Below are 15,707 nucleotides of genomic sequence, written 5' to 3'. Positions count from 1 at the left end.
TTCATGATCTCGATGATATGAAAAGGCAATATATCGTTCTATCATTTTCCCGTTTATCCAAATAAGAAAGAACCTGGAAATTTACCATCTCCAGGTTCTTCTTTATTTTAATGCTTTGTATGCAATGTCTTTGCGATAGAAGAGATTATCACTTTGTATTGCCTCAACACGCTGATATGCTGCTTGTTGAGCTTCTGCAATGGTTTGTCCTTCACCAATCGCAAGGATGACACGACCACCTGTATTCACATAATGGTCTCCCTCAAGCTTCAATCCACTCACGTAATAATGTTCACGGTCAGATTCAAATCCAGTCACACGATACCCTTTTTCATAATTAGCTGGATAACCTTTAGACGCTAACATGACACCTACAACTGCTTCATCTTTCCATTTCATTTCAATGGGTTCACGCGCTTCTAATTGTAATATATGTGCCATCAAGTCACTTTCCATACGAGTGAGTAACACTTGTGCCTCTGGATCACCGAAACGTGCGTTGAACTCGATGACTTTTGGACCTTCATCTGTCAAAATAGCCCCGATATATAATAAGCCAAAGAAATCATATCCTTCTTGTTGAAGTGCCTTTGCAATTGGTTGTGCAATGCGTTCATTCGTTGCATCAAGTACTTCTTGTCCAATATGTGGTACTGGACAATATGCGCCCATGCCACCTGTATTAGGCCCTTGATCACGATCATATGCGCGCTTATGGTCTTGCGCTATCGTATCAAATGGTACTGCATAATCACCATTCACAAATGTCATCAAAGAGAACTCTTCCCCTTGCAAAAATTGCTCAAATACTACTTTACTGTGTTGCTCAGGGTAAAGCACCTCAACCGCTTCTTTTGCTTCTTCTCGTGTTTCGGCAATAATAACCCCTTTGCCAGCTGCCAAACCGTCTTTTTTTAACACAACTGGCAACTCACAATGTTCTACATAAGCCAATGCAGCATCTTTTGTATTGATTTCTTGATAATCTGCTGTTGGAATATGGTACTTCGCCATCAATTGTTTAGCAAATGCTTTAGAACCTTCAATTTGCGCGGCTGCTTTACTTGGACCAAAAACTTTAATGCCTTCTTCACGCAACTGATCTGCTAAACCTTCTGTCAGTGGCTGTTCAGGTCCTATTACTGTCCATTCTACGCCCTGCTTCTTCGCAAAATCGATAATTTGCGCATGGTCTGCTTCAGCGATTTCTGGATGGATTTCAGCAACGTGTTTCATCGCATCATTGCCTGGGATTACATAGACACGTTCAACAAGTGATGAGTCATGGAGCTTACTAGCGAGGACGTGTTCACGTCCACCGCCTCCAATTACTAATACATTCATCTCTTTTCTCTCCCTCTGTTAGTGTTTAAAGTGACGCATGCCTGTTGTCACCATTGCAATGCCATATTTGTTCGCCATATCAATTGAATCTTGGTCTTTAATAGAACCACCTGGTTGAATAATTGCTTTAATGCCTGCTTTAGCCGCCGTTTCGACCGTATCATCCATAGGGAAAAAGCCATCTGATGCAAGCACAACGTTATCATTCATCTCAATGGCACGTTCGATCGCAATTTCAGCAGAACCTACACGATTCATTTGACCAGCACCTACACCAACCGTTTGTTTTTGATTCGCTAATACAATCGCATTACTTTTAACTGCTTTAACTACTTTCCAACCTAAAAGCAACGCTTCCCATTGTGCATCAGTCGGTGCAACATCAGTCACGACTTTCATTTCATCTTTTGGAACATCAAACGTATCTTTATCTTGCACAAGGTAACCGCCAGAAACCGAAACAAACTCCTGCTCATCCGTATCACGAGACATCTCAACTTCCAACAGACGTATATTTTTCTTTTGTTGTAAGACTTCCAATGCTTCTGCTTCAAACATCGGTGCAATAATCACTTCTAAGAAAATACTATGCAAGTCTTCTGCCAATGCTTTTGTCACAGGACGGTTCAATGCTACGATACCACCAAAAATAGACTGGCTATCAGCTTCGTAAGCATTTAAATAAGCTGCTTGTATCGTATCACCAATTCCGACACCACAAGGGTTCATATGTTTTACTGCAACCGCTGCAGGCACATCGAACTGTTTCACAAGGGCTAAAGCTGCATCGGCATCCTTAATATTATTAAAGCTCAATTGCTTACCATGATGTTGTTTAGCTCCTGCAAGTGTATTCGGTGCATGTGATGTGCGTATAAATGACGCTGCTTGTTGAGGATTTTCGCCATAACGTAGTGTTTCTTGATTGTCACTGAAATAGTTCGTAATCGCTTGATCATATTCAAATGTATGTTGGAATACTTTGACCATTAATGCTTTGCGATATGCTTCATCTAGTGTATTCTGTTGCAATCTTGTAATCACATGATCATAATCAGCTGGATCAACAATTGTTACAACATGTTTGAAGTTTTTCGCCGCTGCGCGTAACATAGTAGGTCCACCAATATCAATATTTTCAATCGCATCCATCTCTGTGACATCTGCTTTCTTTACGGTTTCTTGAAATGGATATAAATTTACAACAACCATATCAATCAAGTCGATATTTTGAGCTGCCAACTGTTCAAGGTGTTCTGGTTTGTCACGGTCTGCCAATATACCTCCATGGACTGCAGGATGCAAAGTTTTAACACGACCATCCATAATCTCATCGAACTGAGTTAACTCAGAAACCGACGCGACAGGAACCCCCGCTTCTTCAATTGCGCGGAATGTGCCTCCCGTTGAATATAACGCGTACCCGGCTGCAACTAAATTTTTGGCAAAAGTTGCAATGCCTGTTTTATCAGAAACACTTAAGATTGCTTTTTTCATCCTACTTCAAACTCCTTATTGAATAATCTCTTGAATCACTTCTGGATACAGTTCATACTCTAGTGCTTTTATACGATTTTCTAGTGTTGCTTTTGTGTCATCTTGATAGATTGGACATGTGCGCTGCGCGATTATCTGTCCAGTGTCCATACCAGCATCAACATAGTGTACCGTTGATCCTGTTTCATTCTCCCCATTGTTTAACGCCTGTCCAACTGCATCGATACCTTTATATTTTGGTAAGAGTGATGGATGAATATTCAATATCTTCCCTTCATATGCATCCAATAAAGTCTGACCAATTAAGCGCATGTATCCAGCAAGGACAATCCATTCAACCTGTTCATCTTGTAGCTTAGCTAACACATCCAATTCATACGCTTCTTTACTGTGATATGATTTAGGTGTAAATGTGTGAACAGTGATATGGTGTTCATGTCCTAATGTGACACATGGTGCAGTCGGTTGATCCGTATACAGTGCTGTTACTTCAATATGCGCCAATTCACCTTTAGCAATACGACGCATAATATTGTCAAAGTTCGTTCCTGAACCCGATGCAAAAATTGCTATTTTAACCACGATTACGCCTCCACTAAACGAATAGCAGCTGCTTCTTCGGTGATTGAACCAATTGTATAGGCATCTACATTCATCGTTTTTAATATTTCGTGTGTGCGTGCTTCATCTTCAGGGCGTACGACTAGCGTATAACCGATACCCATATTAAAAATATGATACATTTCATCTAAATCAATTTGACCTGTTTCTTGAAGCCAATCAAAAACTTTAGGTGTTGGAAATGCATTTGTATCAATCACTGCTGTTTTACCTTCTGGCAGTGCACGTGGAATATTTTCATAGAAACCACCACCAGTGATATGTGTCATCGCCTTAATCTTTACTTGTTCCTTAACCGCTAACACCGGTTTCACATACAGTGCTGTTGGCGTTAAAAATGTCTCTAAATACGTCTTGTCTCCCTCAAATTGCTCATGTACATCAATACCTGACTGTTGAATCAGTCGACGTACAAGGCTGAAACCGTTCGAGTGAATACCATGAGATGCCAAACCAATCACTACATCTCCTGCTTCAACATCTGACCCGTCAATATAATCTGCTTTTTCAACAGCACCTACTGCAAAGCCAGCTACATCATACTCACCTTCATGATACATCTCACCCATTTCAGCTGTTTCGCCACCGATGAGCGCTGTATTCGTTTCGACACAGCCATCACTAATACCTTTGACAATTTGTGCGATGACTTCTGGCACTACTTTGTTCGTTGCGATGTAATCCAAGAAGTAAAGGGGCTCTGCACCCGTTGTCAAAATATCATTCACACACATCGCAACTGCATCAATACCAATTGTGTCATGTTTATCATGATCAATCGCAAGCTTTAACTTAGTTCCAACGCCATCTGTTCCTGATACAAGAACAGGTGCCGTCATATTAAGTTGAGATAAATCAAAAGTCGCACCGAATCCACCTAGTCCGCCTAATACTTCTTTACGCATTGTGCGTTCAACATGGCGCGACATTTGTTTTACAGCTTCATACCCCGCTTCGATATCAACACCTGCTTGTTTATATGACTCAGCCATTGCCTACACTCCTCTTCTTTTCATCTCTTTGACTTCTGGTAATAAATGATCAACAATTTCGATTGGATAATGTCCTGTGAAGCAAGCGTTACATTCTCCTTTTGAACCGTATGCTTTAAATACATCGTGCATACCTTCTACAGACAAGTACGTTAAAGTATCTGCACCAATCATCTCTCGAATCGTCTCAACACTGTGCTGTGCAGCCATCAATTCAGCATGGGTTGAGACATCAATACCGTAATAACATGGATTTTTCAATGGTGGTGATGAGATACCCATATGTACTTCTCGAGCACCTGCTGATTTTAATGCTTTGACGATGTATTTACTTGTTGTACCGCGTACGATGGAATCATCAATAACAACAACACGCTTTCCTTCAACAACATCACGAATTGGCGAATGTTTCATGCGTACTTGTCGCTCTCTCACACTTTGATCTGGCGTGATGAATGTTCGGCCAATATAACGATTTTTTAATAGGCCTTGTTCATTTGGAATACCCGTCTGTTCAGAAAAACCTTTTGCTGCTTGCAATGAAGAATCCGGTACACCAATTACGATATCCGCATCGACACCCATTTCTTTTGCCAATTGACACCCTAATGCTTTACGAATTTGATAAATTGAGTGTTTCTGGAACTCGGAATCCGGACGTGCAAAGTAAATGTATTCCATCGCACACATATGTTGACGAATATCTGGTGTATAAGTATCATACTCCACATCATTATCACCAGAGAACGTAATCAATTCTCCTGGCTCAATATCACGAATGTATTCTGCACCAATTGCCGTAAATGCACATGTTTCACTTGCCACACAATATGCACCATCTACTTTACCTAGCATAAGTGGACGCACACCACAGTTATCACGTGTTGCTGTCAGTTGTCGTTCATTCAAGATGACACAACTGAAAGCCCCTTTCACTTGGTTTAACGCCGCTTTTTGATTCGCTTTGATACTCTTCGCTTTTCCTTTAATAAGCAAATGTGCTAGCACTTCCGAATCACTTGTCGTTTGGAAAATACCACCTTCTGATTCGATAGCACGGCGAATTTGGTGCGCATTGGTTAAGTTACCATTATGCGCCAATCCTAAATCCCCTTTAGAATGCTTGAAAAGAAATGGTTGCACATTGGAAATTTCACTAGCTCCTGTCGTTGCATAACGTACATGACCAATCGCACTTTGATAGCCTTCTAATGACTTCAATTGTTCATCAGAAATCGCTTCAGTTAACAACCCCATACCACGTGCGCCAAAAAGTTGTTTACCGTTTGAACATACGATACCCGCACCTTCTTGACCACGATGTTGTAAACTGTGCAATGCCAAGTATGTTAAGTGTGCGGCATAGGGATGATTCCATATGCCAAACACACCACACTCTTCATTTAATCCACGGATGTCATACATGCTTCAATTGCCCCTTCCCACGCTACTTTCAAATCAGATGTACGACGTTGAATAGTTGTGTCTTGAGCAGTTACTTTGAATTCATCTGTTGCTGTGAATGTACCAATTTCGACAGCGTTATCTAATGTTAATGTTTGACCTTCCTTCACAGCGACAACATAACGACCTTGCGTTTCACTAAATAACTGTGCATTGGTTACATCAACTTTAGCATCCAAACCTAAGTTATAAAAAGCACTCATACGTGCAAGTGTGATTAACAAACCACCTTTACCAACAGTTTGAACGTGTGACAATACACCCTCTCGAACTGCTTGACGAATTGCTTCTCCTTTAGTTGCTTCTTGTGACAAGTCTACTTTTTCCGTTTCATGGTTCACATCACCATATAACAGCTTCTCAATCTGGCTACCGCCAAAGCTATCTGTTGTTTCACCTACTACATACAACTTATCGCCAGCTGTTGGTGTGAAATCACGCAGATAATCGATATCTTCAATTAAACCAACCATTCCGACAACTGGCGTTGGGAAGATTGAAGATGTACGTGTTTCGTTGTAAAGCGATACGTTCCCTGAGACAACCGGTGTTTCAAGAACCTCACACGCTTCAGCCATACCACGTGTTGAATCGATTAACTGTTGATAGATGTGTTTCTTCTCAGGAGAGCCATAGTTCAAGCAATCCGTCATAGCAAGTGGTTTTGCCCCCACTGCGATTAAGTTGCGATATGCTTCTGCAACAACCATTTTTCCCCCTTCATATGGGTCGTTAAATACGTATCGTGCCTCACCATCAATTGTTGACGCAACTGCTTTATTCGTGCCTTCAACACGAACGACTGATGCTTGCAGACCTGGTTTGACAACCGTATTCGCACCGACTTGTTGATCGTATTGGCTATATAAGTAGCGTTTTGAAGCAATCGTTGGATGTGTTAACAAACGATCAAACACATCTTCAACATCAATATCGTCATAATTGTTTGCTGGTTTATCGTGCTTCAAACTTTCCCCTTCAAGTACGTATACAGGTGCCTCGTGGTCTAATGGTTTGACAGGAATATCTGCAAAGACTTCTCCTTCATACGTTAAGACAAAGCGATCTGTATCTGTTACTTCTCCAATAACCGCACTATCCAATTCATGTTTATCGAATAAATCTAAAAACTTCTGTTCTGTTCCTTTTTTAACAACTAATAACATGCGCTCTTGCGTTTCTGATAGCATCATTTCATAAGGAGAAATGCCTTGTTCACGCACTGGTACTTTTTCAAGTTGTAAATGAATGCCACTACCACCTTTAGCTGCCATTTCTGATGATGAAGATGTTAAACCAGCAGCACCCATATCTTGAATACCGACAAGTTCGTCATACGTAATCGCTTCAAGTGTTGCTTCCATTAACTTTTTACCGACGAAAGGATCACCGATTTGTACAGATGGACGTTTACTTTCGCTTTCCTCTGTTAATTCCTCAGAGGCAAATGTTGCACCATGGATACCGTCACGACCTGTTTTAAGCCCTACATAAATAACTGAGTTACCTACTCCTTGCGCTAGACCTTTTTGAATCATGTCATGATCAATCACACCGACGCACATTGCATTAACTAAAGGATTGCCATCATAACGATCGTCAAATTCAATTTCTCCCGCAGTTGTAGGAATACCGATACAGTTACCATAACCACCAATACCTGCAACGACACCACGCAATAAGCGACGATTCGTTTTCTCAGTTAGCTCACCGAAGCGCAAACTATTCAACAAGTTAATTGGACGTGCTCCAATAGAGACGATGTCACGAATAATACCGCCTACACCTGTCGCAGCGCCTTGATAAGGTTCAATCGCTGAAGGGTGGTTGTGCGACTCTACTTTGAAGACTACAGCTTGATTGTCGCCAATATCCACAACACCTGCCCCTTCACCAGGTCCCATTAAAACATGTTCACCTGTCGTTGGAAATTGTTTCAAAAATGGCTTTGAATGTTTATAAGAGCAATGCTCACTCCACATTACAGAGAAAATACCTGTTTCTGTGTAATTTGGTTCTCTACCTAAAATCTCTTCTACTTTGTCAAACTCTGCATCGCTTAGTCCCATATCACGATATAGTTTACCTGCTTTAATTTCTTCAGCAGTTGGCTCTAAAAATTTAGGCATTTTGTTCCCTCCAACTTTTCACCATAGATTCAAATAACTTCACGCCACTATCTGTTCCTAATATTTGTTCCAAAGCACGTTCTGGATGCGGCATCATACCACACACATTACCCTGTTCATTGACAATGCCCGCAATATCGTCATGTGAACCATTAGGATTATCTTGATATTTCAATATAATTTGATTGTTTTTCACAAGGGCATCATAGATTTCGTCCGTACAATAATAATGACCTTCACCATGTGCCACCGGATAAACAACCGTCTCACCCTTGTCATATAGTTGTGTAAATGGTGTTTCATTGTTAACGATTGTCAACGATTCATTGCGACTTACAAAAAGATGTGAGTTATTATGCAAAAGTGCACCTGGCAACAAACCAATTTCTGTTAAAATTTGGAAGCCATTACAAACACCTAGTACAGGTTTGCCTTCATTTGCCAAACGCTTCACTTCATTGATGATTGGAGCAACGGCTGCAACAGCACCTGAACGTAAGTAGTCACCAAATGAAAAGCCACCTGGAATTAAAACACCGTCAAATCCAGCTAAAGACGTCTCACGATAATCAACATATTCTGCTTGTACTCCCGCTTTGATTGCTGCGTTAAACATATCTCTATCGCAGTTCGATCCCGGGAATCTTAGGACAGCGAATTTCATATTATCCATTCTCCTTTTCATCCAAAACATGATAGCTATATTCTTCAATAACTGTATTTGCAAACAATTTCTCACTTAACGTTGTAACAACATTGTGCACTGCTTCGTCTGTCGCTTCATCTACTGTCATGTATAATACTTTACCTACACGAATATCATTTACTTGCTCATACCCTAAATCATGCACTGCACGCGTTAATGCCTGTCCTTGTGTATCCAATACTTGTGGTTGTAATGTGATGTGTAATTCAATTGTTTTCATAATTTATAGTGCCTCCAGTTTTGTTAAAAATGCTTGATATGCTTCAATCAATGAACCTGTATCTTCACGGTAAACATCTTTGTCAAAGTTTTCTTGAGTTTCTTTATCCCAAATACGACATGTATCAGGTGAAATCTCATCTGCTAATAAAATAGTGCCCGTCGCATCTTTACCGAATTCAATTTTAAAATCGACAAGCGCTAAGCCCATTCGATCCATCAATTGAACCAATGCCGTATTCACTTGTAATGCTTGCTTTTTCAATTGTTGAATTTCATCTGCCGTTGCAATGTGTAAAAGTTGGATGTGGTCGTCTGTAATAAGTGGGTCATTCAAGTCGTCGTTTTTGTAGAAGAACTCGACAAGCGGCTGATCAAACTGATGCCCTTTCTCAAAGCCGAGTCGTTTCGTAATAGAGCCTGCTGCAATGTTACGCACAACGACTTCTAGAGGAATAATATCGACAGTTTTAACAAGTTGTTCTGTTTCTGAAAGTTGGCGTACAAAGTGACTTGCTACACCTTGTTCATGTAAAATATCAAAGATTCGTGCTGTAATTTGGTTATTGAGGCGACCTTTACCAGCCATTTTATCTTTTTTTGCACCATTTCCAGCAGTTACTTCATCTTTGTATTCAATGCGTACAATACCTTCTTCATCCGTATCATAAATACGTTTCGCTTTGCCTTCATATAAAAGACTCATCTTAAATGTCTCTCCCTTCAAATAATGCCACCATTGCTTGTTCCGTTTCGTTAATATCTTCTGTTAATAATGTCATATGTCCCATCTTACGCGCAGGTTTGCGTACCTCTTTGCCATATATATGCACATGCCATTCAGGATGTTTACTAAACTTATCTTCTAATAAGTCTAAATCTTTGCCGAGTAGATTCATCATTACAGCAGGCTTTAATAGCGTAATCTTAGACGGTAAATCATGTCCTGCCACTGCTAAGATATGCGTATCAAATTGTGAATAGTCACATGCCTCAATTGAATAGTGTCCGGAGTTGTGAGGTCTTGGGGCAATCTCATTGACATACAATTCACCTGACTGATCGATAAAAAACTCAACCGTGAATGTTCCGATAAAATGAATCGCTTGCGTAATCTTCTGTACTTCTTGTCTCGCAGCTGTTGTTCGATCAACACGTGCAGGTACGACAGTTTTAAAAAGTATTTGGTCTCGGTGTTCATTCTCTTGAAGTGGAAAATACACGAGCTGTCCATTTTGACCAACAGTCGCAGTTAATGACACTTCACGTTCCAATGTTAAAAACTGTTCTGCTACACATTCTTGTACGGTTACAAGTGATCGTGCTTCCTCCAAATCTTGCTGAGATTGCACGAGTATTTGTCCTTTACCATCATAACCACCGTACCTTGTTTTCAACATAAATGGATAACCTAAGTTCTGAATGACGTCATCAAGTTGTTCAACGGTAGATACTTGTTGAAATGGTACGACTTGCACCCCCGCTTGTTGAAGCGTTTCTTTTTCTGTCAAACGGTCTTGAAGCAATGTAATCGCTTGGTCTCCTTGAGGAACATTGTATGCTTCCGTCAATAATTTCAACTGTTGTGCATCAATATTTTCAAACTCATAAGTGATTACATCTGTTTGCTTACCAAGTTGATTTAAAGCTTCCATATCATCATATGCTGCGTGAATAAATTCATGTGCAACATATTGACATGGACATGTTTCATCTGGATCGAGAACAATGACGCGATAACCCATCTTTTGTGCGGATTGCGCCATCATCTTGCCAAGTTGTCCGCCACCGATAATACCAATCGTCTGACCGATACGTAACTTAGCGTAAGTCATCTTGCATCTCCTCAACTTTCTCTACTAATGACACTTCATATGCTTTCAATTGCTGTTGTACATCTTGATCTGTCATTCCAATCATACGTGCAGCAAGTATTCCAGCATTTTTAGCACCTGCTTTGCCAATTGCAGTTGTTGCAACTGGTATACCACCTGGCATTTGAACAATTGATAACAATGAGTCAAGCCCTTTTAGACTTTTGGACTCAATAGGTACACCGATGACCGGCAATGTTGTCATAGATGCCACCATTCCTGGTAAATGCGCAGCCCCTCCTGCACCAGCAATTATAGCCGAATAGCCATTGTCACGTGCACGCGTCGCAAAGTCCACCATCATATGTGGTGTACGATGAGCAGAAACGACTTGCTTATCGTATGGAATCTTAAACGCATCTAACATGGCACAGGCTTCTTTCATAATATGCCAATCTGAAGAACTTCCCATTATGACAGCTACTTTCAATATGAACACCCTTTCAAAAATTTGAAATATCAATCGTATTAGTTGTATATTACAGGTATAGCATAACAATAGTAGATGCTTTTTTCAATGCAAAAATCGAACTTTATATATAATTTATGAAACATATTTCGTGTTTTGTTCGTTTATTTAGCGACAAAACGCTAAAATAGAGTTATAAAGTTCGAATTATTCAAAGGAGGCTTTTTTTGTCATGAGTACAAAAATTTTAGATGGGAAACAAATTGCGAAAGATTATCGCCAAGGACTACAAGATGAGGTTGAAGCTTTAAAAGAAAAAGGGTTTACACCGAAATTGTCTGTAATTTTAGTCGGTAATGATGGCGCAAGTCAAAGTTACGTCCGTTCTAAGAAAAAAGCAGCAGAGAAAATTGGCATGATTTCAGAAGTCATTCACCTAGATGAATCAACGTCTGAAGAAGAAGTATTAAAAGAATTAGACCGTTTAAACAACGATGAAAGTGTCAGTGGTATTTTGGTTCAAGTACCTCTACCAAAACAAGTCAACGAACAAAAGGTATTAGATGCCATCGATCCAGCAAAGGATGTAGACGGCTTCCATCCAATCAATATTGGACGTCTGTATTTAGACGAAGCAAAACTTATCCCTTGTACACCACTTGGCGTTATGGAGCTCTTAAAACACGCTGAAATCAATCTAGAAGGAAAAAATGCAGTAGTCATTGGGCGCAGTCATATTGTTGGACAACCTGTTGCCAAACTATTAACACAGCAAAATGCAACAGTGACCGTGTTGCACTCACGCAGTCAAAATATCCATGACCACTTGATAAATGCGGATGTCATCGTCAGTGCTGTTGGACGCCCAGGTATGGTAACAAAAGATGATGTGAAAGAAGGCGCTGTTGTCATTGATGTTGGGAATACCCCAGATGAGAACGGTAAATTAAAAGGTGACGTCGATTACGAAGCAGTTAAAGAAATTGCCGGTGCCATTACACCTGTTCCTGGCGGTGTGGGACCAATGACAATTACAATGGTACTCAACAACACATTAATTGCTGAAAAAATGCGCCGTGGATTAGAATAATTCACATTAAAGTATGACAACTGGGAATGATATAGATTGCTCATTTTTTAAAGATTTCTATATCCCTGTTCGTTTGATCAGCTTAATTTTATTATTAATCTCTTTAATACCCCCTTTGCTAAACTGGGGGTATTAATTGTTGAACGAATAAACGAATAATGGATTTGCATGGTTATAGAATCGAACGATGACTAATATGTTTTCTCACTACAGTGTTTCTTTGAAGCATTATCAATCATATTGCTCAACACTTCTCTAACGCTTGGACAAGCATATAGACGTTATAAAGCTTCTCATCAACTATTTTATAAAATATAGTTAGTGTAAATAACTATAAAAACTGACCGTGGACTTCTACATCTGCCATTTACAACATTTTCTTACTTTGGATAGCATTTTCTGTTAATGTCCTAGCCCCAACCACAAAATAGAAAAAGGCACATACGCGACGCGTATGTGCCTTTTCGTTGCTGGTACCAATCTTTTTTAGATGTGGTGACCGTGTGCACCTTGCATAACCCAGTATGAACCGATAACTGTAGCAAGTGTAATAATAATGGCGAAAGTAACTTTTGCAAGTTGTAATCGACCATCTTTACCTTCAGTTAAGTGCATGAACATAAGGAGTTGTAAAAATGCTTGGATAAATGCAAAACCGAAAATAATTGTGATTTTAGCATTTAACGCTAACGATGTGTAAAGTGTTACGAAAACTGCAAGTAAAGTTAATATAATTGAGGCGATAAAGCCTATTGTATGTTTTACTAAAGTACTCATCCGCTATACACCATCCCTATCATATATACGGCAGTGAAGATGAAGACCCATACAACATCTAAGAAGTGCCAGTATAAACTTGAAATAAATAACTTCGGTGCATTGTATTTATTCAATCCACGTTTTGCTACTTGGATTAATAAACCAGAGATCCAAACGATACCTAATGATACGTGAAGACCGTGTGTTCCAAGTAAGATAAAGAAACTTGACCAGTATGATCCGATAGTTGGATTCGCACCTTCATGCGCATAATGCGTGAATTCGAAAATCTCGAATCCAACGAATCCAATACCTAATAATACTGTAATTGCCATCCAGATCAGAAGTAAATTTTTCTTTTCTTGACGCATATAATAAATCGCAATACCACAAGTATAAGAACTTGCTAAAAGTAAAAATGTCATAACTAATACAAGTGGTAAATCAAACAATTCAGTTGTCATCATACCAGCATAGCTACCACCGTGTTGCAAGATTAAAAGCGTTGCGAATAGCGTACCGAAAAGCGCAAATTCAGCTGTAAGGAAGATCCAGAAACCTAGCTTATTTAAATTTCCTTCATGCGTACGTGAATCAATTGTAGTGCCTGTATGATTACTCATGACTCATAGCCTCCCTTTCTTCCTGACGTGCTTTTCTTAAGCGTGCTTCATTTTCAGCAACTTCGCTAGCAGGAATGTAGTAACCATGGTCTTCTTGGAAACTTCTCCAAATCATTAATCCACAGATGCCTACTAATGATAGAATTGCTGGAAGGATTGTTTCAAATACTAAGAAGAATCCTCCAATGAAGAAGAATATACCCATCCAGAAACCGATATGTGTATTATTCGGCATATGAATATCCGTATAATTGTGGTTGTCTAGATAATGTCTACCATGTTGTTTCATATCAACAAATGTGTCAATATCATCCCAATCAGGTGTAATTGCAAAGTTGTACTTAGGTGGGATTGCAGATGCCGTAGACCATTCTAAGCCACGACCTAAACCGTCCCAGTTATCACCAGTTGCTTCACGTGGCGCTTTGATATGACTGTAGACAATGTTTCCTACGAAGATAAGGAACGCAATTGACATTAGTGCTGCACCAACTGTTGAAATAACGTTCAACAAGAACCAACCATCTTCTGGCATGTATCTGTATAAACGACGTGGCATACCATCAAGTCCTAAGATGAACTGTGGTAAGAATGTCACATTGAAACCAATCAAGAAAATCCAGAAGAACCATTTGTTAGGTTTCTCGAATAATTTGTATCCCATTGCTTTTGGATACCAGAAAATCATGGCAGCGAAACATGCGAAAACAACACCTGCTACGATTGTATAGTGGAAGTGTCCCACTAAGAAATACGTATTATGGTATTGGAAGTCCGTAGATGCCATTGATAACATAACACCTGTTACCCCACCGACTACGAAGTTCGGAATAAACGCAAGTGAGAATAACATTGGTGATTCAAATGAAATACGACCTTTGTGTAGCGTGAACAACCAGTTAAAGATTTTCACACCTGTTGGCACAGAGATTAACGCTGTACTAATAGAGAAGAATGAGTTAACTAATGCACCATTACCCATTGTAAAGAAATGGTGAACCCAAACTAAGAAACTTAAGAACGCGATACCGCCAGTTGCCCACACCATACTTTGGTGACCAAATAATCGTTTGCGCGCAAATGTCGGAATGATTTCTGAGTAGATACCGAATGCTGGAAGAAGAAGAATGTAAACCTCAGGGTGCCCCCATACCCAGAAGAAGTTCGCCCAAAGCATTGGCATACCACCATTGGCTACTGTAAAGAATGCAGTGTCGAAAATTCTATCAGTAGTCATTAAAGCAAGTGCTACAGTAAGCACTGGGAATGCTAATAAGATAATCAGCATTGTAATAAATGTAGTTACAACAAACATTGGCATTTGCATAAATGTCATGCTTGGTGTTTTTAATCTCATAATTGTTACAAAGAAGTTGATACCAGAAGCAAGTGTACCGATACCTGCAATTTGGATTGCGATAAGATAATAGTTAACACCTGGTCCTGGGCTAAACTCACCAGCTAATGGTGCGTAGTTTGTCCAACCTGCAGCAGGTGATCCACCAATAATGAATGAAAGGTTGAATAACAACATCCCTGCTACGAATAACCAGAAACTAATATTGTTTAGTACTGGGAATGCAACGTCACGTGCACCAATTTGTAATGGAATAATAATGTTCATTAAACCAATTACAAGTGGCATTGCCATGAAGATAATCATGATAATCGCGTGCGTTGTAAAGATTTCGTTATAGTGATTTGATTCTAAGAATGGGTTGTCCGGTACTGTTAATTGGATACGTAATAGTATTGCATCAATACCACCACGTACAAACATTAACACGGCACAGATTAGGTACATTAAACCAATCTTCTTGTGGTCGACTGACATGAACCATTCCCTGTATAAATATCCCCAAAGCTTAAAGTACGTAATAGCTGCAATGACACCAATTACTAAGAACGGTGCACTGATTTGAGCTGCGGTAATCATCCAGTTACCTTTTACGATAAGCTCATCCCATGGAAAGTTCAACA

At 39.8% G+C, this 15,707-nt stretch carries 15 protein-coding genes; 1 reads left to right on the top strand and 14 read right to left on the bottom strand.

Features of this window, described 5'->3' with window-relative positions:
- Positions 1-102: 102 nt before the first annotated feature.
- The 11 genes from purD to purE are packed head-to-tail and all read right to left on the bottom strand — an operon-like array spanning position 103 to position 11,276.
- Positions 103-1,344 (bottom strand): phosphoribosylamine--glycine ligase, encoded by a 1,242-nt coding sequence (gene purD / locus NXS11_RS07240; protein ID WP_259200182.1) that lies wholly within the window; start codon positions 1,342-1,344, stop codon positions 103-105.
- Between the two features lie 18 nt (positions 1,345-1,362).
- Complete coding sequence (purH, locus tag NXS11_RS07235) at positions 1,363-2,841, bottom strand: bifunctional phosphoribosylaminoimidazolecarboxamide formyltransferase/IMP cyclohydrolase (protein ID WP_259200180.1); 1,479 nt, start codon at positions 2,839-2,841, stop codon at positions 1,363-1,365.
- A 15-nt stretch (positions 2,842-2,856) separates the two neighbouring features.
- Positions 2,857-3,423: a phosphoribosylglycinamide formyltransferase gene (purN, locus tag NXS11_RS07230; protein WP_259200177.1), complete on the bottom strand. Its 567-nt coding sequence runs from the start codon at positions 3,421-3,423 to the stop codon at positions 2,857-2,859.
- A gap of 2 nt (positions 3,424-3,425) precedes the next feature.
- Positions 3,426-4,454: a phosphoribosylformylglycinamidine cyclo-ligase gene (gene purM / locus NXS11_RS07225; RefSeq protein ID WP_259200176.1), complete on the bottom strand. Its 1,029-nt coding sequence runs from the start codon at positions 4,452-4,454 to the stop codon at positions 3,426-3,428.
- A gap of 3 nt (positions 4,455-4,457) precedes the next feature.
- Entirely contained in the window at positions 4,458-5,879 is a 1,422-nt protein-coding gene (purF, locus tag NXS11_RS07220) for an amidophosphoribosyltransferase (RefSeq protein WP_259200175.1), read from the bottom strand.
- The gene (gene purL, locus NXS11_RS07215) at positions 5,858-8,047 is read right to left on the bottom strand and encodes a phosphoribosylformylglycinamidine synthase subunit PurL (protein ID WP_259200173.1); all 2,190 of its coding nucleotides are present in this window, start codon (positions 8,045-8,047) and stop codon (positions 5,858-5,860) included. Before purL ends, purF begins: the two co-directional genes overlap by 22 nt.
- Positions 8,040-8,711, bottom strand: coding sequence for a phosphoribosylformylglycinamidine synthase subunit PurQ (gene purQ / locus NXS11_RS07210; protein WP_259200171.1), 672 nt, complete (start codon positions 8,709-8,711; stop codon positions 8,040-8,042). Before purQ ends, purL begins: the two co-directional genes overlap by 8 nt.
- A 1-nt stretch (position 8,712) precedes the next feature.
- Positions 8,713-8,973, bottom strand: coding sequence for a phosphoribosylformylglycinamidine synthase subunit PurS (gene purS, locus NXS11_RS07205; protein WP_259200170.1), 261 nt, complete (start codon positions 8,971-8,973; stop codon positions 8,713-8,715).
- Positions 8,974-8,976: 3 nt separating this feature from the next.
- The gene (purC, locus tag NXS11_RS07200; protein WP_259200168.1) at positions 8,977-9,678 is read right to left on the bottom strand and encodes a phosphoribosylaminoimidazolesuccinocarboxamide synthase; all 702 of its coding nucleotides are present in this window, start codon (positions 9,676-9,678) and stop codon (positions 8,977-8,979) included.
- Position 9,679: 1 nt separating this feature from the next.
- A complete protein-coding gene (gene purK, locus NXS11_RS07195) occupies positions 9,680-10,807 on the bottom strand; it encodes a 5-(carboxyamino)imidazole ribonucleotide synthase (RefSeq protein ID WP_259200167.1) in 1,128 nt (375 codons plus the stop codon).
- Positions 10,794-11,276: a 5-(carboxyamino)imidazole ribonucleotide mutase gene (gene purE, locus NXS11_RS07190; protein WP_259200166.1), complete on the bottom strand. Its 483-nt coding sequence runs from the start codon at positions 11,274-11,276 to the stop codon at positions 10,794-10,796. The genes purK and purE overlap by 14 nt, the downstream gene beginning before the upstream one ends.
- A 211-nt stretch (positions 11,277-11,487) precedes the next feature.
- On the opposite strand from purE, the gene folD reads away from it, so the two are divergent.
- Positions 11,488-12,345: a bifunctional methylenetetrahydrofolate dehydrogenase/methenyltetrahydrofolate cyclohydrolase FolD gene (gene folD, locus NXS11_RS07185; protein WP_259200164.1), complete on the top strand. Its 858-nt coding sequence runs from the start codon at positions 11,488-11,490 to the stop codon at positions 12,343-12,345.
- Positions 12,346-12,831: 486 nt separating this feature from the next.
- Here folD and qoxD read toward each other — a convergent pair whose 3' ends face one another.
- From qoxD to qoxB, 3 genes are read right to left on the bottom strand one after another with little or no spacing between them, the layout of a single operon-like run.
- Entirely contained in the window at positions 12,832-13,122 is a 291-nt protein-coding gene (qoxD, locus tag NXS11_RS07180) for a cytochrome aa3 quinol oxidase subunit IV (protein ID WP_259200163.1), read from the bottom strand.
- Positions 13,119-13,727, bottom strand: coding sequence for a cytochrome aa3 quinol oxidase subunit III (qoxC, locus tag NXS11_RS07175; RefSeq protein ID WP_259200161.1), 609 nt, complete (start codon positions 13,725-13,727; stop codon positions 13,119-13,121). The genes qoxD and qoxC overlap by 4 nt, the downstream gene beginning before the upstream one ends.
- Positions 13,720-15,705 carry a cytochrome aa3 quinol oxidase subunit I gene (gene qoxB / locus NXS11_RS07170; RefSeq protein WP_259200313.1) on the bottom strand — a complete coding sequence of 662 codons (1,986 nt, stop codon included), beginning with the start codon at positions 15,703-15,705 and terminating at the stop codon, positions 13,720-13,722. The genes qoxC and qoxB overlap by 8 nt, the downstream gene beginning before the upstream one ends.
- Between the last annotated feature and the right edge of the window lie 2 nt (positions 15,706-15,707).

It is taken from the genome of Staphylococcus americanisciuri, assembly GCF_024814435.1.
GTDB classification, from domain to species: Bacteria; Bacillota; Bacilli; order Staphylococcales; family Staphylococcaceae; genus Staphylococcus; species Staphylococcus americanisciuri.
Note: the sequence above shows the minus strand (reverse complement) of the source record. Positions and strands in the feature narration are given on the sequence as shown.